Origin of the sequence: Acrocarpospora corrugata (assembly GCF_009687845.1) — a bacterium.
Taxonomy (GTDB): Bacteria; Actinomycetota; Actinomycetes; order Streptosporangiales; family Streptosporangiaceae; genus Acrocarpospora; species Acrocarpospora corrugata.
On the sequence record NZ_BLAD01000043.1, the window covers coordinates 164419 to 188621 of the forward strand.

The window sequence follows — 24203 nt, forward strand, 5'->3', positions numbered from 1 at the left end:
CGCTACTGGTTCAGGATCTCTTCGAGTTCCTTGTTGGCCGCGGCGAGCGCCTCGTCGGCCGTGGCCTTGCCCTCGATGACCGAGCGGGCGGCGTTCTGCAGGACCGCCTTGGTCTCGTTGGCCTCGGTCCAGTTCGGGTCGGCAGGGAACGCCTTGGCCTTGGCGAAGGCGGCCGCGAACGGCGCCTGAACCGGGTCGCTGGAGAGCGTGGCCAGAGTGTCCGGGTAGACCGGGAGCAGGCCGCCGTCCTTGGCGTAGCGGTCCGCCCACTGCTTGCTGGTGGCGAGCTTCACGAACTCGGTCGCGAGTTCCTTGTTCTTGGCGTTGCCCCAGACGGCGATGTCGTTGCCGCCGAAGAACGCCGGGGCCTCGCCGCCGGCCTTGGCGGGCAGCGGGAAGAAGGCCAGCTGGTCGGCTTTCACCTTGCCCTTGCTGTCGGTCTCGATGCCGGGGATGTCCCACGACGCGGTCAGGTACATGCCGACCTTGTTGTTGGCGAACCTGGTCCGGATGTCGACCGTGTTCTGGGTCAGCCGGGCCTTGCCGGACAGGCCCTCGGTGACCAGGCCGGTGTAGGTGGCGAAGCCGGCCTTGAAGGTCGGGTCGGCCAGCTTGCCGACCCACTTGTCGCCTTCCTTGATCGCGTACTCGCCGCCCTCGGACCAGGCCAGCGCGCCGAGCAGGTGGTTGGCATCGGCGCCGCCGTTGAAGGCGAAGCCGTCGACGTCCTTGCCCTTCTCGGTCTGGATCTTCTTGGCCGCCGCGACCAGCTCGTCCCAGGTCTTCGGCACCTCGATCTTGAGGTCCTCGAACCAGTCCTTGCGGTAGAGCACGGCGCGGGTGCCCGCGCCCCAGGGCAGCGCGTAGACCTCGCCGTCGATGGTCTCCAGGCCGAGCAGGTTCTTCGGAATCTGGGCCTGCTCACCGGCGCCGACGACCGCGGTCACCGGCTCCAGGGCCTCCTGGCTCTGCCACAGCGGCACCTGGTCGTTACCGATCTCGGTCACGTCCGGGCCGGCGCCGCCCGCCGCCGCGGCGGTGAACTTGTCGTTCACCTGCGGCCACGGGATCCACTCCAGCTTGACCTCGGCGCCCGTCTGCGTCTTGAACTCCGCGATGAGGTCGTCCATGTACGCCTGCGACGGGGGGTTGGTGTCGCCGAGGCGCCACATCGTCAGGGTCTGTCCGGCGAACTTCGGCCCGGTGGCGGACGGAGCGGCGGCCGCCGCCGTGGGCTCGGTGCTGGCGGGGTCAGTGCCACCACAAGCGGCGACACCCAGTGCTAGAGCGGCGGTAAGGCCCGCGATCTTCACGATCTTCACGTTGGGTTCTCCCTTCCCGGCTTCACGTCGAGGTGTTAGGGGTGGTCGGCGAACCGCGCACCTCGGGGTTCCTGACGGTCGGCGTCTGTGGCATCCCGGGGCTTGATCGCTTGCCTACGGGATGACTGCCGCTAAACTAACAAGAAACTTTCTTAAAAGAAACCAGTGTTAGCGGATCGTGACGAGTGGGGGTTATTCAAGAGGGGCCCGGCGCCGTTGAGTCACCTGCTTGGGGTGACCCGATCGACGGGCGAGCTCTTGAACAACCCCCAGAAAGGGAGGCGGCCAGTGTCCCAACGACCGGGAACGCCCCGGCTGCTACGCCAGATCAATGACCGTGCGGCCCTGGAGCTCCTCCTCAGCCAAGGCCCGCTCACCCGGGCTGAACTGGGGGAACTCACCGGGCTTTCCAAGGTCACCTCCGGCCAGCTGCTGTCCAGGCTGGAGGATCGCGGGCTGGTGCGCACCGCCGGGGAACGGGCCGGCGGGCGTGGTCCCAACGCCGCTCTGTACACGGTCAATCCGGCCAGCGCGTACGTCGCCGGACTGGAGGTACTCCCCGACCGGGTCACCGCCGGGGTGGCCGACATCACCGGCCAGACCGTGGCCGAGGTGACCGTCGACCCGACCGAGGCCGCCGATCCCGTCAAGATCGTGCACAGCGCGGTGCAGCGGGCCTGCGCGACCGCGGACGTGTCGCTCTCGCAGCTGCGCTCGTTCGTGATCGGCACCCGGGGCGTGGTGGATCCGCGCAGCGGCGACGTCCGCTACTCCTTCGACCTGCCCGCCTGGCACATCGGGGTGCTGGCCGCGCTGCGCACCAGCCTCGGGCAGCCGGTCCGGATAGAGAACGACGTCAACCTGGCGGCCCTGGCCGAGCAGGCCTACGGCGCGGCGGCCGGGCAGGACGACTTCGTGATCCTGTGGGCCGGGGTCGGGCAGGGGCTCGGGGTCATGCTCGGCGGGCGGCTGCACCGGGGGATCACCGGCGGCGCGGGCGAGATCGGCTGGCTGCCGGTGCCGGGGGAGCCGCTCCCCGCGAACGTGACCGAGCCGCAGTCGGGCTCCTTCCAGCGGCTGGTCGGCGGGAAGGCGCTGTCCGGGCTGGCCGTCACGCACGGCATCGACGGCCCGGCGATCCTGCCGTCGGCCGCGCCGCCCGGCTTCGACGTCGCCCACCTGGTCCGTACGGCTGTCGCCACCGGCCAGGACGGCTTCCTGGCCGACCTGGCCGGGCGGCTGGCGGTCGGGGTGGCGGCGGTGGCCGTGGTGCTGGATCCCGGGCTGATCGTGCTGAGCGGCGACGTCGGGCGGGCGGGTGGCCCGGCGCTGGCGGCGCTGGTGGAGGAGGCGGTGGCGCGGGTGTGTCCCAGCCGGCCGCGGGTGGCGGTGACGGAGGTGGCGGGCAACCCGGTGCTCAGGGGGGCGTTGCTGGCGGCCCTGGACCAGGCGAGGGAGCAGGTCTTCTCCGATACCGTCTGACGCTATGGATGGCGTTGTGCTGATTTCCGATCCGCTGGTGGCCGCGGTGCCGGTCGAGGAGTGCGGGGAGGGGTTGAGCGACGTCCGGGGGCGGCTGCGGGTGGATGACCGGCTGGCCGATCCCGACGGGGCGTACGCGTTGTTGCGGGAGGGTCTGGTGGCCCGGCTGGAGGCGGCGGAGCGGTCGCTTCCGGCGGGGTACCACCTGGTGGTGGTGGAGGGTTACCGTCCGGCGGCGCTGCAACGGGCGTACTTCACCGCCTACCTCAACGACCTTGAGACGAAATTTCCGGAAATGTCGGCAGATGAGTTATTTGTGGCGGCCAGTCGGTATGTGTCGCCGATCGAGGTGGCGCCGCACACCGCGGGAGCCGCCGTCGATCTGACGCTTTGTGATGATTCAGGTGTCGAGTACGACATGGGGACGCAGGTCAACGCCAACCCGGAGGAGAGCGCCGGCGCGTGCTACACCGCCGCGCCGGGCATCTCCGCCGACGCGCGGCAGAACCGCAAGATCCTGAGCGCCGCGCTGGAGGCGGCCGGGCTGGTGAACTACCCGACCGAGTGGTGGCACTGGTCCTACGGGGACCGGTACTGGGCGATGACGCGGCGGGCTCCGGCCGCCCTCTACGGGCCGGTCGAGTCGCCCCGGCCCGCCTGACGCCAGCGCAGGTGCCCGGTCGGGTCGGCGGTGATCAGGAGGCCGGCGTGGGCGGTGAGGGTGAGCGCGCCCGGGGCGTGGCCGAACGGGGACCAATCGGTCTCGCGGTCGGTGAAGGGCAGCCGGGTGTGGATGCGTCCTTCGCCGTCCAGGGCGTACAGGCGGCCGTTCATGCCGCTGATCGAGATCGCGCCCGCCGCCGGGCCGAGGTCGCGCCAGGCGGCTGAGGCGGCTTCGGCGAACGGGAGCGCCCAGAGCCGGTCGGCGGCGACGGCGAAGAAGGCGCCGTCGGAGACGGCCATGGCGACGGTCCCCGCCGGGGCCTGGGCCACGTCGGTCCAGCGGTCGGTGCGGGTGCGCAGGACGCCGTCGGGGGTGACGCCGTACAGGTTGGTGCCGAGCCCGCCGACGGCTTCGCGCGGGGAGTCCAGGCAGGTCACGTCGCCCGCCCAGCCGACCGGCTGCCACGGCAGGTTCTGGCCGCACAGCTCGCGCTGGACCAGGACGCCGTCGGCGGTCACGCCGTACAGCAGCGAGCCGGTGGCGGCCAGCGCGCGGATGTCGGCGGCGGGCCCGATCACCTCCCAGTCCGGTACGGCCGGCCCAGACAGCCGATCGAGCACGTTGCGGGTGATCCGCTCCACCATCGGATCGTGGATCGTGTTCCCCCAGTTCACCGAGGCCGCGTTGAACACGGTCCCGAGCCCGCTGGTGAACACCCCCATGGTGGCCCAGCCGCCCTGCCCGCCCACGCTCCAGTGGCGCAGGTCCGCGGTGGCCAGCACCACGAACGACGGCGGCGTGCCGTCCCGGCAGGTCGCCCTCGGCACCCCCCGCACCTCGGTGAACTCGGCCGCGTCCGTCTCGTAGCCGAGCGACCCGAGACCGAACTTGTCCCCGTCGGTCAGCCCGGTCCCCGCGAACACCCAATGGTCGGCGAACCGCGCCGTGTAGGACTCCTCCCGCATCAGCGTCATGTACGGCCCCCAGGTGCCCGCCCCGGCCCGGAAACTGGTCCCGGTCAGCGCGTTCTCCGGCCGCAGCACCGGCGCGTTCGACCATTCGACGGTGGTCAGCCGGGGGTCCCCGACCGGGTCGGTGGCCGCGTCCCGGTAGCAGACCATCTCGCGGCCCTCCAGCCTGATCTGCCACCAGCAGGTGTTGCCGGACAGGAACGCGATGTTGCCGCCCCGCCGGACGTACTCCTCGCAGGCGTCCCGCATGTCGGCGGTCCAGTACTCGTCGTGGCCGTTGACGACCAGCATCCGGTAGCGGGACAGCAGGTCGAGGGTGAGGTCGAAACCGGCGCAGTACTCGACCCGGTAGCCGGCGGGGGCGAGCCAGCGCAGCAGCCCGTCCTCCCAGCGCTCCGGCGGCGGCCCGCCGCCCGGCCGGTCGAAGGTGACCCGGGCGGCGCGGTCGGGCTGCTCGGTCCAGTAGATGCTCTCGCCGGGGATTCCGCCCCGGTTGTACGCCTGCCAGGTCGCGAACGGGATCGACACCAGGATGGGCGCGACCGGTTCGGCCTGCCGTACCACGAAATAGACCTCGTCGTCCTGCTCCCGGGCGGCGCCCGGGAGTTCCCCGGTGGCGCGCGGGACCAGCACGTCCGGCTCCGGTTCGCCCTCGGTGAAGCGGGCCCGGTAGAGGGAGCTCGGCCAGTCCGCCGGAATGTCCAGGGTCCAGGACGGCCCCCGCACCCGGGCGGTCAGCATCAGCCGGTCGTCGGTCGCGTCGTGCACGGCCACCCCGGCCGGGCCCTCGAACCGGAACTCCAGGGACTCGCCCTGGGCACGGGACAGCGCCGTCGCGTACGCGGCGATCACCGCAGCGCCGCCTCGACCAGCAGGTCCTCCAGGCCGCGCAGGAACCCTTCCATCTCCGCACGGGACAGCCAGCGGGTGTCGGCCGTCACCGACACATCCATCGTCCCGCTCAGATGCACACAGAACCGGCAGTTCAGCTGATCCTGACTCATCGGCCAGGTCAGCGAGGTCTCCCCGAGCGCTCGCCGGATCAGCGCGTCGTCCCGGTACACCGCGTGGTCCGCGAAACGCATGTCGTTGAAGCAGCAGTACGGGTGCACCGGCTCGCCGCGATCCTCGCTCACCTCCGCCAGCACCCGGGCCCGGTCCGCCGGATCGTGGTAGGCGCTCCGATACGCCCGCAGCGCGGCCGGCCTGGCCAGCGCCAGCAGCTCGTCGAACCTGACCTTCTCCACATCCAGCACGAACAGCCCTTCCTGCGACATCGTGCTGACCGCCCCCCGGGTGTCGGCCCGGAAGCGGTTGCTCACGATCGGCAACATCGCCACCGTCTCATGCCCGGTCGTCCGCGCCACCAGCGCCGTCACCGCCGTCAGCAACACATTGGAGGTGCTCGTCCCATGCTTGACCGCGATCCGCTGCGCCGCCAGGTCGATGGCCGGCGAACGCAGCGAGGCCCGCCAGATCGGCGGCTGTGCCGCCGCCCCCGACGGCAGGTGGAACATGGTCGGCGGGATCCTGCGGTGCTCACGCTCCCAGTGCCCGGCGGCTTCCTCGGCCACCCGGCGGCCGTCCGGCGACTGCTGCCAGCGGGCGATGTCCAGCGGCTGCGGCGGCCGGGATCCGCGCGGCTCCCCCCTGAGCAGGAGCAGGCGCAGATCCCTGACGGCCTCTTCGGCGCCGAGGCCGTCCGCCGCGAGATGGCAGAACACCATCACGATGTGAGTGACCTCAGGTCCGGCGGTCACCAGGCCGGCGCGCAGCGGCCATTCGCGCGCGTAGTCGAAGCGCGGCGCGACCAGCTCGGCCAGCAGTTCGTCCGGGTCGGTCCCGAAGGCGACCGGCAGCTCGCCGGAGTTGCGCAGCCGCTGGCCGCCGTCCACGACCAGGGTGCGCAGCGACTCGTGCCGCTCCACCAGCCGGGCCAGCGCCCAGCGGGCGCCGTCCACCGACGCGGGCCGGGCGCCCAGCCGGACCACCCGCCCGAAGTTGAAGTAGTGGTCGTCGGGGACGGTGCGCTCGATCGCCTCCCAGATCGCCCGCTGCCCCCAGGTCAGCGGCGCGTCTCCGGCCCGTTCGCCCGTGACGGGCACGCCCGTCATCGGGCGGCCAGCCAGTCCGCCAGACCCCCCACGCTGTCCAGGAACGACACGTCTCCGCCCAGATCGATCTCGACCTCGTACTCCCGCTCGACCGCGTCGATCAGCCGCATCTGGGCGAGCGAGGTCACCCCCAGGTAGGACAGCGGCACCGACGCGGCGAGCACCTCGGCCGGGGTGAGCTGGCCGTCACACGACTCCGACACGAGTTCCGCCAGTCTTTCCTTCATCGCGCACCTTCCGTTCCAGTCCCACGAGATCGTCAGGGGTGGCGTCGGGCACCTCGTCGTCGAACCGCGCGAGCGTGCGGGTGACCAGCGCGCCCGCCGCCACGATCGCGATGAACCCGCCGAAGACCAGGTACATGACCCCGATGTCGCCCAGCAGCCGGGTGCCGAGCGGGGCGATCACGCCGACCCCGATCGGGATCGTCGACCACGCCACCATCTGGTTGAGCGCGAACACCCGGCCGTGGAACCGCTGCGGGACCTTGGTCTGGATGATCGTCGCGTACACGCCGTTGACCAGGGCCAGCCCGAAGGACACCCCGAACGCGCCGACGCCGATCACCGGCAGCGTCTCGGTCAGCCCGACCACCAGGCAGGAGGCGGCGATGACCAGGGTGAGCAGCAGCATGCCCCGCATCTTCCGCCGGGACGGGCCGCCCCACAGGCCCATGGTCAGGCCGCCGGCCACCGCGCCCGCGCCGGCCGACAGGGCGACGGCGCCCGCGTCGGCGAGGGTGCCGAACGAGAGCACCAGCGGGGAGTACATCAGGAACACCGGCGACAGGCCCAGCGAGAGCAGCGCGAAGAAGACGACCATCGCGCGGAAGCTGCGGTTCCCGATCGAGATCCGGAAGCCTTCGGCGATCTCCCGGCCGACCGGTTCGCGGCGGCGGTGCGCCATGGTGGCGGGGAACGCGACCAGGGCGAGCACGATCAGGGTGCAGACGTGCCCGGCGAGGTCGAGGATCAGGATGCCCTGGAGGCCGGTCACCGACATCAGCCCGACCGCGGCCAGCGGGGCGATGAACTGGGCGACGCCCAAGGTCATCTGGGCGACGCCGTTGGCGTGGCCGAGGTATCGCTTGGGGACGAGCTGCGGGATGGCGGAGGTGAAGGCCAGGCGCTGGCAGGTCAGGGCGACGGAGAGGGCGGGGAGCAGGACGTACAGGTGCCAGACCTGGAAGACCGAGGTCCAGATGAGCGCGGCGGTGACGGCCTGGACGGCGAGCGCGGCGGCGTTTCCGGCGATCATCACGGTACGGCGGCTGGAGCGGTCGACGATCGCGCCGGCGAGGGGGGCGACGAGGATGCCGGGGATGACGGCGAGGACTTGGAGGATGGCGAGCTGGGTGATGTCGCGGTTCTGCAGGTAGACCCAGAGGGGGAGGGCGAACTCGGTGAGCGTGGAGCCGACCAGGCAGATCATCTGACCGAGGGCGACGATGAGAAACCGGCGAATCGTCGGCTCGGGCGCCCGGGAGGCTCTGCGTGCGGCGGCCGTTTCGCCGTGCGTCCGGCTGGCCTCTTCGGTCCCGGCGGCGACGGTCCCGGCCGCATCGGTCTCGGGCGGGATGAGCCCGGTCACGATCGCGGCCAGTTCTTCGGGGCGATATTTCAGGAAATAGTGGCCGCCTTCGTCCAGGACGACGAGGGCTGTTCTATCGGTGATGAAGCCCCACTCGCGGTAGCGCTCCTGGTAGTAGTCGGTGGCGGGGTCGTACTCGCCGACCACGGAGATGATCGGGGCGCTGAGCTTGCTCGCGCCCGCGTCGATGAGGCCGGTGAAGTAGTCCTCGGCCGCGCGGGCGTCGTGGCGCATGTTGCGGATGACGAACGTCTTCTGCTCGTCGTCCAGGCCGGACAGGTCCGCGCCGAGTGCGGTCAGCCAGTTGAGCTGGCCGCGGTCGCTGCGCAGGCGTTCCAGGCGGGTGAGCTTGGCCCAGCGGCCCATCAGGCCCTGGGTCGGGCGGGCGAACGGGAAGATTCCGCCCAGGTAGATGGCGTCGATCTCGCATCCCCTGGCTTCCAGGCAGCGGGCGATCTCGATGGTGAGGGCGCCGCCGACGCCGCAGTGGCCGTACAGGGAGAGGGGGCCTGTGACGGTCGAGAGGATCTCCTCCGCGCAGCGCGCGGCGACCTCGGTGAGCGGCCTCGGCTCCTCGGCCAGTCCCAGATCGTGTCCGGGCACGGCTACCGAGTACAGCGCCCAACCTGCGGGGAGCGCGTCGGCGAGCGGCTGGTAGACGACCGCGCTGCCGCCGCCGTAGGGCACGCAGACGAGCGTGCGCGTGCCGATTTGCGTCAGTCCGTCTTTCGTCAGCTGGTCGTTCGCTGGCTGGTCTTTCGTCGGCCGGTCTTTCGTCAACCGGTCCTTTGTCAGCCGGTACAGCAGGCCGCGTTCGGCAGTCGTCGATCTCGCGACTGTGGCCAGTTCGCGGACGGTCGGATGCTGGAACAGGTCCATCAGCCCGACCGGGCTGCTGCCTTCCGGCAGTTCCCGGCGTAGCCGCGCGATGATCCTGGCGGCCAGCAGGGAATGGCCGCCCAGGTCGAAGAAGTCGTCCAGCACGCCCACCCGCTGGAGGCCGAGCGCCTCACACCAGGCGGCGGCGATGACCGCTTCGGTCTCGTCGGCGGGGGGCTCAAATGGGACGTCCTGGTCGGGGCGGGAGTCCTCGGGGGCCGGGAGGGCGGCGCGGTCCACCTTGCCGTGGCCCTTGAGCGGCAGTTCGGGGAGCCAGACGTAGCGGGTCGGGACCATGTACTCCGGCAGGCGGGCGCCCAGTTCGCGGCGCAGTTCGCCGACGCTCGGCCGGTCCTCGGTCTCCGCGACCAGATAGGCGACCAGCTCGCCGCCGCGGGCGTCGACTACTCCGTGGGCGACTGCGGGGATGCGGCGGAGGTTCTCGTCGATCTCGCCGAGTTCCACCCGGTAGCCACGGATCTTCACCTGAAGATCGCTGCGGCCGAGGAACTCCAGGTCACCGGTGGGCAGCCAGCGGGCGAGGTCACCAGTCCGATATATCCGGCCATAGGGGGAGTCGATGAACTTCTCGGTGGTCAGATCCGGGCGGCCGAGATACTCCCGTGCCAGCCGGTCACCCCCGATGCAGAGCTCACCCGCGACACCGATCGGCACCGGTTCACCGTGCCGGTCCAGCACCAGCAGCTTCGCGTGCCCGAGCGGCCGCCCGATCGGGGTGATCGGTCCGCTCGGCTCAACCTCCGCCGAGATCCGGTACGTGGCGACACCCACCGTCGCCTCGGTCGGCCCGTAGTGGTTGACCACTTCCCCGTGCCTGGCGAGTTCGCGCGTCCACTCCCAACTCGACCCCTCGCCACCGAGGATCAACAACCGCCGGGGGAGCAGACTCCGCACATCCGCCACATCCGCGGCAAGCGCCGCAAGATGGGACGGCGTCATCTTCAGATAGTCGACATCACCCATCTGCTCGGCCAACTCAGGACCGGAAATCCTGGACGGAAGCAGCCTTAGCGTTCCCCCGGTCATCAGCGACAGATAGAACACGGTCATACCGAAGTCGAACGTAAGCGACTGAAGCAGCGCGAAGTTCGCCCTGTCCCGCACCTCGAACCGCTCCCGCACATCGGCCAGATAGTTCACGATCTGCCGATGCTGAACCGCGACGCCCTTCGGCCTGCCCGTCGATCCCGAGGTGTAGATCACATATGCGAGATCGTCCGGGCGGCTGTCGCCGGCGCCCTTCGCGGGATCGTCCAAGCTGCCGCTGATCGGCTCGGGCAGCATGGTTGGGCCGGTGTCGGTGATCAGGACTCGGGCGCCTGAGTCCGTCAGCATGAAGGCGCGGCGGTCCGCTGGGAGGCCGGGGTCGAGGGGGACGTACGCGCCGCCCGCCTTCAGGATCGCGACGATTGACACGGCGATGTCGATCGAGGGGTCCTGGCAGATGGCCACGCGCACGTCGGGGCCGACGCCGAGGGTGCGCAGTTTTCCGGCCAGGGTGTTCGCTTTGGTGTTCAGGTCGGCGTAGGTGAGGGATGCCTTGCCGTACCGGATGGCGGGGGTTTTCGGGGAGCGGCGTGCGGTCGTTTCGACGAGTTCGGCCAGGGTTGTGGGGCTGGTTGGGGGAGTGGACGGTGCTGTGCTCCAGCTGGTCAGGAGGTCGGATTCGTCCTGGGCGACGAGGTTGAGGCGCGAGATGGGGATGTCGGGGTCGGTGACGATTGAGCTGAGCAGGGTCTCGAAGTTGGTGGCGAAGCGTTCGATGGTGGTGCGGTCGAAGAGGTCGGTGCTGTAGACGAAGAACGCGTCGCCTGCGGGGGTGATCTCCAGGGAGAGGTCGAACTTCGCCTGGTGGAAGCCGGGGTCGTAGGGTTCTGCGGTGATTCCGGGGAGGGCGAGTCCGGCGTTGTGCTCGTTGCGGAAGCTGAACTGGGTCTGGAAGACGGGGGTCCGGCTGAGGTCGCGGGTGACGCCGAGTTCGGTGACCAGGCGGTCGAATGGGGTGTCGGCGTGCACGAACGCGTCGATGGCGGTGCGGCGGGTGCGTCTGAGCAGGTCGCGGAAGGTCGGGTCGCCGGCGAGGTCGGCGCGGAGCACGACCGTGTTGAGGAAGAAGCCGATCAGCTTCTCGACGTCCTCGGTGCCGCGGGCGGAGACCGGCGTGCCGACGCAGAAGTCCTCGGCGCCGGTGTAGCGGGACAGCTGCGTCTGGAAGGCGGTCAGCAGCAGCATGAACAGAGTGGCGCGTTCCCGTCTGGCCAGCTTGGCGACCTCGGCGACCAGCGGCGCGGGCAGGCGGTGGGCGACGCAGTCCCCGTTCGCGGTACGGATTCTCGGGCGCTGGCGATCCGCGGGCAGGTCGAGGGTGGGGGCGCCCGCCAGTCGCGTACGCCAGTAAGCCGTGTCGATGGGGGTTTCGTGCTGGCGTCTGGCGTGGTCGGCGTATTGGAGGGGGAGGGCGGGGGGTTCGTCCCCCGCGTACAGGATGGAGAGCTCTTCGAAGAGCAGGCCCAGCGACCACCCGTCCCCGGCGATGTGATGCAACACGAGAACAAGAACATGGTCGTCCGGATTTATCGCGATAAGAGCGGCGCGCAGCACCGGGCCGGTGGCCAGGTCGAACGGCTGGTTGGTCAGCCCGCTCACGATCGCGCGCGCGTGCTCCGGCGTCGTCGCGGTCAGCCGCTCGATGGCCGGTTCCGCGTCGCCGACGACCTGGACCGGCCTGCCGTCGACGGTGGGATAGCTGGTGCGCAGAATGTCGTGACGTCGGACCACCTGGCGGAGGGCGCTCTCCAGCGTGTCCGGATCGAGCGGGCCGCGCAGGCGCTCGGTCACGCAGATGTTGTATGACGCGTCGTCGGGGTTCAGCTCGTGCAGGAACCAGAGTCGCTCCTGGCCAAGCGAGAGCGGGATCGCCGTGACGGCAAACATCTTTCCTCAAGTGATCGGACGAATGCAGCACAAAGTGCCGAGCTTGGCGGGCTCGGAAGGTTAACTGGAAAGATTCTTTGCAATTAGCCCTCGGCGTCAGTCTGGCATGCTGCCGCGCTGGCCACAACCCCAACAATCTCTTTGCCGGTAGGGCTTGGTGGGCTTGTGGGTGAGATATTCCACATGCCACACTGACCGCGTCGCTAACTGGAAAGATTGTTTTCAATAAGGGTGCTGACGGAAGCGCCCTGCCTTAGTCTTGAAGACATTCATCCGATCATTAAGGATCTTTGATGACGCTTCCGGAGCTGCTGGCGGCGCGCGCCGTCGCCGATCCCGACGGCGTTGCCATGATCGTGGACGGGGTCGGGGAACTGGCCTACCGGGATTGGGACGCGCGGGCGAACGCGGTCGCGAACCTGCTGATCGGCCAGGGGATCACCGCCGGGGACCGGGTCGGGCTGGTCTTTCCGGCCTCGGGGTGGATCGAGTACGCGGTGGCCTTCATGGGCGTGCTGCGGGCGGGCGCGGTCGCGGTGCCGCTGTCGGATCGGCTCCCGGCGGCAGAGATCGGACAACTGTCGGCGCACTGCTCGATGGCGGTGATCCTGCGGGAGGCCGGGGGGTCGGATCCGACTCCGCCGGAGATCGTTCTGCGGGCTTCCGATCCGGCGCAGATCCTCTACACGTCGGGGACGACCGGGGCCGCCAAGGGGGTCGCGGCCACGCACGCGAACCTCGCGTACGGGGTGCGGGTCGAGCCGCGTTACCGGCCGTTCCGGCACTCCGGGCATCTGGCGCACGCGTTTCCGATCGGGACGAACGCCGGGCAGATGATGCTGGTGAACGCGCTGGCGGCGCACCCCGCGGTGGTGACGTTGCCCCGGTTCACGCCCGGTCGGTTCGCCGGATTGATCCGGAAATATCGGGCGGGGACGGTGTTCCTGGTGCCGGCCATGGCGATCGAGTTGCTCAATGCGGGGGTCGAGTCGCTGGAGAGCGTGCTGCTGCTGGGGTCGGCCGCCGCGCCGCTGCCGTCGGCGGTCGCCTCGGAGCTGACCGGGCTGTTCCCGAAGGCGGTGATCACGAACTACTACACCTCGACGGAAGCCGCTCCGGCTCAGACGATCATGGTGTTCGATCCGGAACGGCCGGGCTCGGTGGGGCAGCCAGCCGCCGGGGGCGCGGTCCGGATCCTCGCCCCGGACGGGCTGGCGGCCGGGACCGGCGAGACGGGCGAGGTGTGGATGCGGTCTCCCGCCGCGCCCCGCGCGTATTTCGGTGAGCCCGGGTCGGGGGTGTTCCGGGATGGGTGGGTACGGATGGGGGATCTCGGCTATCTCGACGAGGAGGGGTTTCTCTTCCTGGTCGATCGGGAGAGCGACGTGGTCAAGTCGGGGGCGTACAAGATCTCGACTCTGAAGATCGAGGAGGCGCTGCACGCGCATCCGCTGGTGAAGGAGGCGGCCGCGTTCGGGGTGCCGCATCCGGTGCTGGGGACGGCCGTGGTCGCGGCGCTGGTGGTACGGGACGAAGTCGCTCCGGAGGAGATGCGGGCGTTTCTGGGGGAGCGGCTGGCCGGGCACGAGGTTCCGGCGCGGCTGGTCACGCTGGCCGCATTGCCGCGCAATCGGGGCGGCAAAGTGGACAAGCGGGCGCTGCGGGCGCTGGCATGAGCGGGGATGAGGCGTCCTTCGCGCAGGTGGGGATGTGGATCACCGAGCGGATGGGGCGGGCCGGGTCGGCCTATCACATGCCCCTGCTGATCAGGCTGGATGGGGCGCTGGACGCGTGCGCGCTGATCCAGGCGTGTGAGGCGGTCATCCGGCGGCATCCCGTGCTGTCGAGCGCGGTCGTCGAGGACGACGGGCTGCCGGTGGAGGTGCGCGGGGAGCGGCCGGAGGTCCGGGTCACCACGACGGGTGATCTGGAGGCGTTGGTCCGGGATGAGACGTTACGGCCGTTCGATGTGGAGCGGGGGCCGCTGGCGCGGTTCACGCTGGTACGGGTGGCGGCGGAGCGGCATGTGCTGGTGTTCGTGGCGCATCATCTGGTTTTCGACGGCGAGTCGAAGGATGTGCTGGTACGGGACCTGGCGGCGTTCTACAACGGGCGTACGTTGCCGCGGTTGACGATGAGTTATGCGGGGTTCGCGGCGGATGAGCGGGCTCGGGTGGCGGGGGAGCTCGCGGCGGCGCGGGCTTTCTGGGGGGCGCGGTGGCGGGAGCCGGTGGCGGTGCGGGTTCCGGGGCTTCCGGAGCAGGAACGTTCCGGTGGGCAGCGGCGGGGTGCGGCGGTGGGGCGCGCGTACACGTTCCGTGCCGAGCTTCCCGAGGTTTCGGATATTTCGAGATTTGAGTTGTTTCTGGCTTCTGTTCAGGCGTTGCTCTACTCGTATGGGAATGTTGAGCCGGTTTGCGCGATTGATGTGTCCACGCGGACTCCGGCGGTTCGCGACAACATCGGGTTGTTCGTGAACGAGTTGCCGGTTGCTTCACGGCCTTCTCCGGATATGTCGGTTGTTGAGCTGGCAAGGTGGCTTCGGGGGGAGTTGCGGGAGATTTATCGGTTTCGGGTGGTGCCGGTGGCTCGGGCCGTACGGGGGCTGAGGCCGCGGACGGCGCTGGCCGGAGTATCGGTGAGTTACCGGAAACGGCGCGAGGAACCCGGCTTCGCCGACCTCCGGACTGGCGTGGAGTGGGCTGCTTTCAATTATTCCGTCCGTAGCCTGCTGCACTTTCAGGCCGTCGACACCGCTGACGGCCTTTTCGTGACTATGCAATACGGCTCAGATTCCGGGTCGCCCGATGAGGCCCCGGAAGTCGTTCGAATAGCGGAGGACCTTCTTACCATCATGAAAAATCCGGATAGCTCCGTCTCCCTTGACCACCGGAGCGCCGCCTCCGACCCCGCACCCGACCTCACCGGCGCGATCCGCGAAATCTGGCAGGAAGTCCTCGGCATCGACGAGATCGGCGACGACGAGGACCTGTTCGACCTGGGCGGCCACTCACTGACGATCACCCAGATCATCGCCCGGATGCGCAAGCGCCTCGGCATCGAGGTCGCTCTCGACGTCTTCTTCGACACACCCACCATCGCGGGGGTGGTCGACGCCATCCGCGACTCCGAACCCGCGGTCAGCACAACGTGACAGCAACCGACCTGCACACCGACGTCCCCACGGTCGATGCCGCGCGGACCGATCTGCACAGCGATGCGCCCGCAGCCGATGCCGCGCGGGCGGAACTGCATGCTCCCACGACCGAGGTTGCGCGGGCCGACTTGGATCTGTTGCTCCTGATCCGTCACTTCGAACTGGCGCTCCTGGATCTGTTCGGGCGCGGTGAACTGAACGGGACGACGCACACCTGTCTCGGCCAGGAGTACGTGCCGGTGGCGCTCACACCGCTGCTCGGGCCGGACGATTACGTCTTCAGCAACCATCGCGGTCACGGGCACTACCTCGCCCGATTCGAGGACCCGGAAGGGCTGCTCGCCGAGATCATGGGCCGGGAGGGCGCGGTCTGCTCCGGTGTCGGCGGCAGCCAGCACATCCTGCGCGACCGCTACCTGTCCACCGGCGTCCAGGGCGAGAGCCTGCCCGTCGGCGCCGGCGCCGCACTGCATCTACGCGGTTCCGGCGCGCTGGCCTGCGTATACATCGGGGACGGCACCTGGGGCGAGGGTTCCGTCTACGAGGCGCTCAACCTCGCCTCGCTGTGGCGGCTGCCGCTGCTCGTGATCGTCGAGAACAACGGCATCGCGCAGTCCACCCCGACCACCCGCCAGCTCGCGGGCACGATCCGCGACCGCGCGCACGCTTTCGGCATCCGCCACCACGGAGTGACCTCGACCGACATCTCCGAGATCCGCTCCCAGCTCGCCCCACTGATCGAGTCGGTGCGCACCGACTCGCGCCCGCTCGTGATCGAATTCGAGACGCACCGGCTCGGCCCGCACAGCAAGGGCGACGACACCCGCCCACCCGACCAGGTCAGGAACCTGCCCGACTGGTACCGCCAAAGCGGCTGGAACCCGATCGAATTCGCCCAAGCCGACCAAGCCGCACGCACCCGAGTCGACCAGGTCGTCCGTGATGTCGCCGCCCGCCCGCTCTCCCGGTGGCCCGCGTGCGAGTAGCCGAGAACCTCAACTCCGCCCTAGGCGACCTCCTCGAACAGGACCCGAAGGCGTACCTGCTCGGCGAGGACATCCTCGACCCCTACGGCGGCGCCTTCAAAATCACCCGCGGCCTGTCGACCCGCTTCCCCGACCGCGTCCTCGGCACCCCCATCAGCGAATCCGGCCTGACCGGCGTAGCCGCCGGCCTCGCCCTCTGCGGCGACACCGCCATCGTCGAGATCATGTTCGGCGACTTCGTCACCCTCGCCTTCGACCAGATCGTGAACTTCGCCGCCAAATCCGTCTCCATGTACGGCTCCCGCGTGCCGATGCGGCTCGTCGTACGCTGCCCGACCGGCGGCGGACGCGGGTACGGCCCCACCCACAGCCAGAGCCTGCAGAAACATTTCATCGGCGTACCCGGCCTGGCCGTCTACGAGATGTCCGCGCTGCACGACAATCGCACGGTTCTGTCGGCGATGGTGAAAGCCGCCCAGCCGTGCGTGTTCTTCGAGGACAAGGTCCTGTACACGCGCCGCATGCACGATCTCGACGGCCTCTTCCAGCGGGACACCATCGGCGACGTCGCCCACGTCTTCATCGACGACCCCGCCACCGCCGACTGCGTCATCATCGCCCCCGGCGGCGTCGCCGACCGCGCCCTGGGCGCGATGCGCCAAATCTTCCTCGACCGCGAAATCACCTGCTGCCTGCTGGTCCCCTCCCGCCTCTACCCCTTCGACGTCGAACCCCTGCTCCCCACCCTCAGCGCCGCGAAAGCCATCGTCATCGCCGAAGAAAGCACCGCGGGCGGCACCTGGGGTGCCGAAATCGCCCACCAAATCCACCAGCACCTCTGGCAGACATTGCGCCGCCCAGTGACCCTGGCCCACTCCACCGACAGCGTCATCCCCACCGCAGCCCACCTGGAACAGCGCGTCCTCCTCCAGGAGTCCACCATTCACACCGCAATCCTGGCGGCCCTGTCATGACCGAAATCAGAGTCCCCAAACTCAACAACAACGACACGACTTACATCGTGGTCGAATGGCTCACCGAAAACGGCCAGCACGCCAAAGCCGGAGACCCCATCGCCGTCCTGGAAACCTCAAAAACCGCCGAAGAAATAACCACAGAATCCGACGGATACATCTGGCACTCAATCCCCCTAAATGCCGACTGCACGCCCGGCCAACTCCTAGCCCACCAGACAACCACCCCCGAAGCGCCATCGGGCCCGGCGATTAACTCTCAGACGCCGACCTCCGCGTCAGGATCCTCTACCAATTCCGTCTCGATGGCCGATTTGCACGCAACAAACTCCCTATCGGGGATTTCCCCCGGCACCGTCTCGGATGATTCACAAACGACGGATTTCGTGTCGGGGACATCCATCGGCTCCGCCTCTTCGGTTGGTTCTCGGCCGACGACTTCCGGAGCGCAGTCCGCACCATCTTTCGGTTCCGCCTTTGATTCGCGTAACTCCGGAGGGCCATCAGGAGTCTCTAGCGCTTCTGTGTCAGCGGCTGATTCGGCGAATGTAGCGGGGACCTCTGTCTCGTCGGTTGGTCAGTCGACGGCTTCCGGGTCGGGAGCTTCGCCTGGGTTCACCTTGGCTACTGGTCCTTCAGCGTCCTACGGCGCTTCGGGAGCTCGTGGCGAGGCCGTCGCCCAGCGGCCGTTGATCACCGCTCCGGCGCAGGCGCTCCTCGATGAGCTGGGGATTCCCGTGGAGCGGGTCTATTCGCTCGGCCTCAATGTGATCAGACGCGCTGATGTCGAGGGCTTGGTCGCGGAGAACGCGCCCACCGCCACGTATGAGCTGCCGAAGGTGCAGCGGGCGGTGGCGAGGGCCGTGCAGACGTCACATGCGACGATTCCGGCCGCGTACACCGTGGTGGCCATGGAAATGGACGACACACTCGAACTCGCCGCCCAGCTGACGCGCGAGGTACGGCGTCCAGTCGGCCTGGCCGAACTGTTCGTCACCGCCGTGGCCCGCCTGCACGCCGAATTCCCGATGTTCTTCGCCACACTCACCGACGACCGGCACGCCCGCCTGTCCGACACCCCCAACGTCGGCGTCACCGTCGACACCGGCGAGGGCCTCTACGTCCCGGTCATCCACAACGCCGCCGAACGCCCGCTGAAAGAGATCGCGACCCGCCTGATGGAATTCCGCCTGGCCTCCACAACCGGCGACTTCCGCGAAGCCGACCTGGCCAACGCCAACATCGCCGTCACCCTCCACCACGACGGAGACGTCACCCTCGCGATCCCCTTCATCTTCCCCGGCCACGCCTGCGCCCTCGCCATCACGGCCCCTCACCCCGTCCTCTCCCTGAACGCCGGAACCCTGACCACCAAAAAGATCGCCAACATCGGCCTCGCCTACGACCACCGCCTAATCAACGGCCGCGAAGCCGCCCTCTTCCTCCGCGCCCTCAAGGACACCATCCGCCAACCCCCACCAGCCTGATTCCATTCGCGCATCTGCCACCCGGAAGAAAGGCACCCGCCCGCCAGTCTGAATGCGGCTCACCCGTGATTCCGAGACCGCCGAGGCGTGGATGGAGCCCGGCCGACCTCCGACGCCACGGCCAGTGGGGATGACGTGGGTCGGCAAGCTCGTCGTCATCCCGGCGGCCGGCTCACCCGCGAATTCGCAGCCCGCGAGGCGTGGGATGGAATCCGGCCGCTTCCAGTGCCGCTGCCAGAGGTGATGATGTGATCGCTGTTCCGTCGGCTCGTTCGACGGTCAGTTTGCCCAGGGCGCCCTCGCGTACTGCTGTCGCCAGGGCGGTCACGGCTGGACGGAGGTCCTCCTCCTCGCCGAATGAGAGCAGAGTTTTGCCCCCACGTTCCACGTAGAGACTGAGTCGGCCATTGACCATGACCACAAGCGCCCCTGCCTTTCGGCCCGGGCGGTGAGTGACGTCCTCGGCGCGGTCCGGCCAGGGCAAAGCCGCTCCGTAAGGGTTGGCTGGGTCGGCGGCGGCCAGGACCACGGTTCGGCGTGGTGCTCGGGTGGTGTGCGCGGTGACCCCCGCCTCCCACAACGCGTTGAGGGGCGAGCCGCCTCGTGTCAGGCTTGATGCCCCCGCTTCTGTCTCGGCTTCTGCGGTGGGAGCCATGGCGCGCATGCGATCTACGGCTCCGGGGCTGGCGAACTGCGCTCCGCCCAGACCCTCGACGAAGTAGCCGCGTCGGCAGCGGCCGCTTTCCTCGAATGCCCGGAGCACCTGGTAGACGGCGGAGAATCCGCCCGGTAGTCGTTCTGAGGTGACGCCGCCTCTGGTCAGGACGCCATGACGGGTGAGGAGCACTTCGGCCTGGGCGTGGGCGCGCTGGGTTCCGTCCCCGGAAGGGTCCGGGAGCGTCCACCAGCGTCCACCGACCGTCGGCGGGCCGGTGCGGGTCGGGAGGACGGCGCGTCGTCGCCGTGTCGTCGCCGGGCGATGGGCGGGGCGCCCGGTGCCCAGGGTGGCCCGCAACGGTGCGAGCGTGTCGCCGGTGACCCTGCCTGACCAGACGAGGTCCCACAGCGCCGCCGCCAGGGTCTGGTCGTCGGGCACCGCACCCGCCCCGGGCGTCACCCGATTTGAGAGATCACGGAAGAAGAGCGCTCCGCCGCCGCCGAGGACCTCCAGGACGAGGTCATGCAGCGGCGTCATGCTGATCTCCGCCGGCTCCGGCATCAGCAGCGGCGCGGTGTCCGCGAAATACAGCGACACCCACCCGTCCCCACCCGGCAACGACCCCTGACCGGCCCAGATGACCTCACCCGAGGCGGTCAGTTCGTCCAGCAGAGCGGGCGAATAGCCCGGAACGCGCCCCGGCAACACCAATGTCTCCAGCGCGGAACCGGGAACCGCGGCCCCTTGCAGGCGCTCGATCGCATTGACCAGGGCATCCATGGCTCGCATCGGGTTGGCCGAAAGAACATGCGCCGGAGTCCGGTCGGCCCGACTCTCCGAGCCGTACCCTCGCGCCGGAGTCCGGTCGCCCGGGTTCTCCGAGCCGTATGCCCGTGCCGGAGTCCGGTCGCCCGGGTTCTCCGAGCCGTATGCCCGCGCTGGGCTCCCGGATCTGGAGCTGCCCTGGCCGTCGGAAGCGTTGAACAGGTGGGTGGTCACGCCATGCCACTCCGGCAGGAACGCCGCCAGCACCTCGGGCGGGACCGGCTCCACCTCTTTCCGGAGCCGGGCCAGCGACCTGCGCCGGAGCAGGCGGAGCACGCCGGCGTCGCACCACTCCGGGCCACGTCCGCCGGGGCGGAACTCCCCGGTCACCACCCTTCCGGACGCGGCCAGCCGCCCGAGCGCGTCGTTCAACACGGCGATGCCGACACCGAAGCGGGCGGCGGCCGTACCGGCGTCGAATGGGCCGCGGGTGCGGGCGTGCCGGGCGACGAGGTCGCCCATCGGGTCGGGGCGGGCGGATCGTTCGCCGCGAATCGTCGCGTCCGGCGGATCCAGGAACTCCAGCGGCACGCCGACCGGGAGCGGCGCCCCCAGCGCGTCGCGCAGCCGCCAAGCGTCCTCGATCGCGGCCCACTGCTCCTGGCCCGCCACCCGGACCCGGATCGCCCGCCGGGCCCGCTCCAGATCGACCAGCCAGTCCGGATCGCCCTCCCGGATCGACACGTCCTCGGTCAGCAGCGGGCCATGGGACCTGAGTAGATCGGCCAGATCCTCCGCGTCCCGCAACGGCCGGTCGAGCCGCGCCAGTTCGCGCTCCGACTCCGCGATCACATCCGGATCCAGCAGTTCCCGCAGATCCGCCTGACCGAGCAGCTCCGCCAGCAGCGAGGTGTCCAGCGCGAGCGCCTGCGCCCTCCGTTCGGCCAGCGGCGCGTCCCCTTCGTACATGAACGCGCCGATGTAGTTGAACAGCAGCGACGCCGCGAACGGCGACGCCTGGCTGGTCTCCACCTCGACCACCCGGATCCGCCGCGCCGAGACGTCCCGCATCAGCTGGACCAGCCCGGGCACGTCGAACACGTCCTGCAGGCATTCCCGCATGGTCTCCAGCACGATGGGGAAACTCGCGTACTTGCTGGCCGCGCCCAGCAGCTGCGCCGCCCGCTGCCGCTGCTGCCACAGCGGGCTCCGCTTCCCCGGCATACGGCGCGGCAGCAGCAGCGCCCGCCCCGCGCACTCCCGGAACCGGGCCGCGAACAGCGCGGAACCGCCCAGTTCCTCCACGACGATCTGCTCGATCTCCTCCGCGTCGAATGCGGCCAGATCGGTCGGCGCGTCGTCCATCGTGTCCGGCACCCGCAGCACGATGCCGTCGTCGGAGTGCACGGCCTGCACGTCCATCCCGTACCGCTCCCGCAGCCGCCGCCCGATCGCCAGCGCCCACGGCGCGTGCACCCGCGCCCCGTACGGCGAGTGGATCACCACCCGCCAGTCGCCCAGCTCGTCGTGGAACCGCTCCACCAGCAGCGTCCGATCGTCCGGCACATAGCCGGTGGCCTCGCGCTGCTCCTTCAGATACGCGAGCAGGTTCGCGGTGGCGAACGCGTCCAGCCCCGCCGCCCGCACCCGCTCCTCGGCCGCGCCGTCCGCCGACAGCTCCCGGACGAACGCCCCGATCGCCCGCCCCAGCTCGGCGGGCCGCCCCAGCGTGTCCCCGTGCCAGAACGGCAGCTTCCCCGGCTGCCCCGGCGCGGGCGACACCAGCACCCGATCCGCCGTGATCTCCTCGATCCGCCAGGAGGTGGCCCCCAGCACGAAGACGTCCCCCGCCCGGGACTCGTACACCATCTCCTCGTCCAGCTCCCCGACCCGGCTGGACTTCTCGCCGACCAGGAACACCCCGAACAGGCCACGATCGGGAATCGTCCCGCCATTCGTGACCGCCAGCCGCTGCGCCCCCGGCCGCCCCTGCAAGCTGCCCGTCACCCGATCCCACACCACCCGGGGCCGCAACTCGGCGAACTCCTCGCTCGGATACCGCCCCGCCAGCATGTCCAGCGTCGCCTCCAACGCCGACCGCGGCAACGTCGCGTACGGCGCGGCCCGCTTCACCAGCTCCTCAAGCTCGTCGACCGTCCACTCGTCCACGGACGTCATGGCCACGATCTGCTGCGCGAGCACATCCAGCGGATTACGCGGATACCGCATCTCCTCGATCTGCCCGCTCTTCATCCGCTCGGCCACCACCGCCGTCTGCACCAGATCCCCCCGATACTTCGGAAAGATCACCCCCCGCGACACGGCCCCCACCTGATGCCCCGCCCGCCCGATCCGCTGCAACCCACTGGCCACACTCGGCGGCGCCGCCACACAGGCCACCAGATCGACCGCCCCCATGTCGATCCCCAACTCCAGACTCGACGTCGCCACCACCGCCGGCAACCGCCCCGACTTCAACGCCTCCTCAATCTGCGACCGCTCCTCCTTCGAAACCGACCCATGATGCGCCCGCACCACCTCAGGCACGACCCCCTTCGAAGCCCCCGCCTGCGCCATCATCTCCGCAGGCATAGCCAAGGCCCCACCCCGAAAAGCCCCCACTCCACCCACCGGCGCGGCCTCTTCAGCGTGCCCTGCCGAACTTCGGCTTCGGACGGCCCCCTCCTGCTCCGCCCGCGCGGCCATCTCTGGAGGCGTGGTCGACGTCTGATCATCGAGGGTCCCTGCGTGCTCCCGCTGGGCAGATGTCTTCGTCGGCTCGGCTGAGGGCCCGCCGTCGGAAGCTCCTGCTCCGTCTCTTCTGCGGCCCAGGAGTTGCTCAAATCCGGCCGACCAATGCACTGGGTCGGCGGTCGCGGTGGTTTCGGCGACGGGGTCCGGTTCGGCGTCGGAGGCGGCGGTGGCGGTGGCGGTGGCGGCCCAGGTCGGTTCGGGTGGGGGGGCCAGGGTTCGGGCGGTTTGGCGTTGCCAGGCGAGTTCGTTGAGGCGGGTGCAGAGGCGTTCGGAGAGGCGGCGGGAGTTGGCGAAGATGATCGTGGAGTTGTGGGATTCGATGAGGTCGAGGAGGTGTTCCTCGACGTGGGGCCAGATGCTGCGCTGGGCGGGTTCGCCGTTGGTTTCCGAGGGGACTTCGGTCATGTCCTCGATGGGGACGATGACCTCGACTTCGATGACCTTGTCGGAGGGGGGTTGCACGATCGTGGCCGGGCGGGAGCCACCGAGGAAGGCGGCGACCTCGCTGACCGGGCGCACTGTCGCGGAGAGGCCGATGCGCTGGGCGGGCTGGGGGAGCAGGGCGTCCAGGCGTTCCAGGCTGAGGGCCAGGTGAGCGCCGCGCTTGGTGGCCGCCACGGCGTGGACCTCGTCGATGATCACTGTTTCGACGCCGCGGAGGGCTTCGCGGGCCTGGGAGGTCAGGATCAGGAACAGTGACTCTGGCGTGGTGATGAGGATGTCGGACGGATTCGCGGCGAACCGGCGGCGATCTTCGGCGGAGGTGTCTCCGGATCGGATGGCGACCGAAATATCCGGCACGGGAAGGCCCAGCCGCCGAGCCGTCTGCTTGATGCCGGTCAGCGGGGCGCGCAGGTTCCGCTCGACGTCCACCGCCAGCGCCTTCAACGGCGACACGTAGAGGACCCGGCAGTGCCGTTTGGGGCCGGCCGCGCGCTTGGTCCGCTTCTTGGGGACTTCGTCGAGGTTCTGGAGGGAGATTTGGTTCTTGGGGGACATTTGCTCGGCGGCGAGTCGGTCGAGGGACCAGAGGAAGGCCGCGAGGGTCTTGCCGGAGCCGGTTGGAGCCACCACAAGGGTGTTGTCGCCACGGGCGATCGAGGTCCACGCGCCTTCCTGCGCGGCCGTGGGCGCGGCGAACGCTCCCGTGAACCATTCCCTGGTCACCGGGTCGAAGCGCGCCAACGCACTGCCGCTCATCCCGTCCCCCTGACTTCTCGGTCCGGCCTTGGTCCGCCCCCATCATGCATCCCCGCACCGACACAATCCCGCGAGAACCTATCTGTGCCTATCCATAACGGTATTGCCGATAAATCCCATTCATCCATATATGAGGAGGTAGACGCCCTGGGAAGCAGCTGGAACCGGGCGGGAGCTGCTGGTGGCCGCGTCGGCGGCGCCCCTGCCCAGGAGGAGGCGGATGTCCTGGAAAGCGGCGGATGCCC

General features: G+C 69.5%; 13 protein-coding genes and 1 pseudogene. 8 read left to right on the forward strand and 6 right to left on the reverse strand.

The features are described 5' to 3' along the window. Nucleotides 1-2: 2 nt before the first annotated feature. Nucleotides 3-1322, reverse strand: a complete 1320-nt coding sequence (locus Acor_RS11375; RefSeq protein WP_155336554.1) for an extracellular solute-binding protein — start codon at nt 1320-1322, stop codon at nt 3-5. Nucleotides 1323-1610: 288 nt separating this feature from the next. On the opposite strand from Acor_RS11375, the gene Acor_RS11380 reads away from it, so the two are divergent. Then, complete coding sequence (locus tag Acor_RS11380; protein ID WP_155336555.1) at nt 1611-2804, forward strand: ROK family transcriptional regulator; 1194 nt, start codon at nt 1611-1613, stop codon at nt 2802-2804. A 16-nt stretch (nt 2805-2820) separates the two neighbouring features. Beyond that, nucleotides 2821-3465, forward strand: a complete 645-nt coding sequence (locus Acor_RS11385) for a M15 family metallopeptidase (protein WP_246238580.1) — start codon at nt 2821-2823, stop codon at nt 3463-3465. Here the strand turns inward: Acor_RS11385 and Acor_RS11390 are convergent. The 4 genes from Acor_RS11390 to Acor_RS11405 are packed head-to-tail and all read right to left on the reverse strand — an operon-like array spanning nt 3432 to nt 11977. Continuing rightward, the gene (locus Acor_RS11390) at nt 3432-5291 is read right to left on the reverse strand and encodes a N,N-dimethylformamidase beta subunit family domain-containing protein (RefSeq protein WP_155336557.1); all 1860 of its coding nucleotides are present in this window, start codon (nt 5289-5291) and stop codon (nt 3432-3434) included. The two genes, Acor_RS11385 and Acor_RS11390, sit on opposite strands and share 34 nt — an antisense overlap. Further along, nucleotides 5288-6544 (reverse strand): condensation domain-containing protein, encoded by a 1257-nt coding sequence (locus tag Acor_RS11395; RefSeq protein ID WP_170316875.1) that lies wholly within the window; start codon nt 6542-6544, stop codon nt 5288-5290. Before Acor_RS11395 ends, Acor_RS11390 begins: the two co-directional genes overlap by 4 nt. Before the next feature lie 5 nt (nt 6545-6549). Then, nucleotides 6550-6780 (reverse strand): acyl carrier protein, encoded by a 231-nt coding sequence (locus Acor_RS11400; protein WP_155336559.1) that lies wholly within the window; start codon nt 6778-6780, stop codon nt 6550-6552. Then, entirely contained in the window at nt 6740-11977 is a 5238-nt protein-coding gene (locus Acor_RS11405; protein WP_155336560.1) for a non-ribosomal peptide synthetase/MFS transporter, read from the reverse strand. The genes Acor_RS11400 and Acor_RS11405 overlap by 41 nt, the downstream gene beginning before the upstream one ends. A 293-nt stretch (nt 11978-12270) precedes the next feature. On the opposite strand from Acor_RS11405, the gene Acor_RS11410 reads away from it, so the two are divergent. From Acor_RS11410 to Acor_RS44255, 6 genes and pseudogenes are all read left to right on the forward strand, one after another. Next, nucleotides 12271-13653, forward strand: a complete 1383-nt coding sequence (locus tag Acor_RS11410; protein WP_155336561.1) for a class I adenylate-forming enzyme family protein — start codon at nt 12271-12273, stop codon at nt 13651-13653. Beyond that, nucleotides 13650-15131 carry a condensation domain-containing protein gene (locus Acor_RS11415; RefSeq protein WP_155336562.1) on the forward strand — a complete coding sequence of 494 codons (1482 nt, stop codon included), beginning with the start codon at nt 13650-13652 and terminating at the stop codon, nt 15129-15131. Before Acor_RS11410 ends, Acor_RS11415 begins: the two co-directional genes overlap by 4 nt. Further along, the gene (locus Acor_RS11420) at nt 15128-16120 is read left to right on the forward strand and encodes a thiamine pyrophosphate-dependent dehydrogenase E1 component subunit alpha (RefSeq protein WP_246238581.1); all 993 of its coding nucleotides are present in this window, start codon (nt 15128-15130) and stop codon (nt 16118-16120) included. The genes Acor_RS11415 and Acor_RS11420 overlap by 4 nt, the downstream gene beginning before the upstream one ends. Then, complete coding sequence (locus Acor_RS11425; protein WP_155336563.1) at nt 16111-17094, forward strand: alpha-ketoacid dehydrogenase subunit beta; 984 nt, start codon at nt 16111-16113, stop codon at nt 17092-17094. The genes Acor_RS11420 and Acor_RS11425 overlap by 10 nt, the downstream gene beginning before the upstream one ends. Next, nucleotides 17091-17243 (forward strand): annotated as a pseudogene (locus Acor_RS46225) (lipoyl domain-containing protein); the annotation flags it as partial. The gene Acor_RS11425 and the pseudogene Acor_RS46225, both read left to right, overlap by 4 nt. Nucleotides 17244-17783: 540 nt before the next feature. Further along, nucleotides 17784-18581 carry a 2-oxo acid dehydrogenase subunit E2 gene (locus Acor_RS44255; RefSeq protein ID WP_246238582.1) on the forward strand — a complete coding sequence of 266 codons (798 nt, stop codon included), beginning with the start codon at nt 17784-17786 and terminating at the stop codon, nt 18579-18581. A gap of 172 nt (nt 18582-18753) precedes the next feature. On the opposite strand, the gene Acor_RS11435 is transcribed toward Acor_RS44255, so the two are convergent. Beyond that, on the reverse strand, nt 18754-23958 hold the full coding sequence (locus Acor_RS11435) for an Lhr family helicase (RefSeq protein ID WP_155336565.1): 5205 nt from the start codon (nt 23956-23958) through the stop codon (nt 18754-18756). Between the last annotated feature and the right edge of the window lie 245 nt (nt 23959-24203).

Excerpts from the sequence above, each read along its gene's own strand:
- Acor_RS11410 (WP_155336561.1), top strand. The coding sequence starts at position 12,271 with ATGACGCTTCCGGAGCTGCTGGCGGCGCGCGCCGTCGCCGATCCCGAC.
- Acor_RS11400 (WP_155336559.1), bottom strand. The coding sequence starts at position 6,780 with ATGAAGGAAAGACTGGCGGAACTCGTGTCGGAGTCGTGTGACGGCCAG.
- Acor_RS11435 (WP_155336565.1), bottom strand. The coding sequence starts at position 23,958 with ATGAGCGGCAGTGCGTTGGCGCGCTTCGACCCGGTGACCAGGGAATGG.
- Acor_RS11415 (WP_155336562.1), top strand. The coding sequence starts at position 13,650 with ATGAGCGGGGATGAGGCGTCCTTCGCGCAGGTGGGGATGTGGATCACC.
- Acor_RS11405 (WP_155336560.1), bottom strand. The coding sequence starts at position 11,977 with ATGTTTGCCGTCACGGCGATCCCGCTCTCGCTTGGCCAGGAGCGACTC.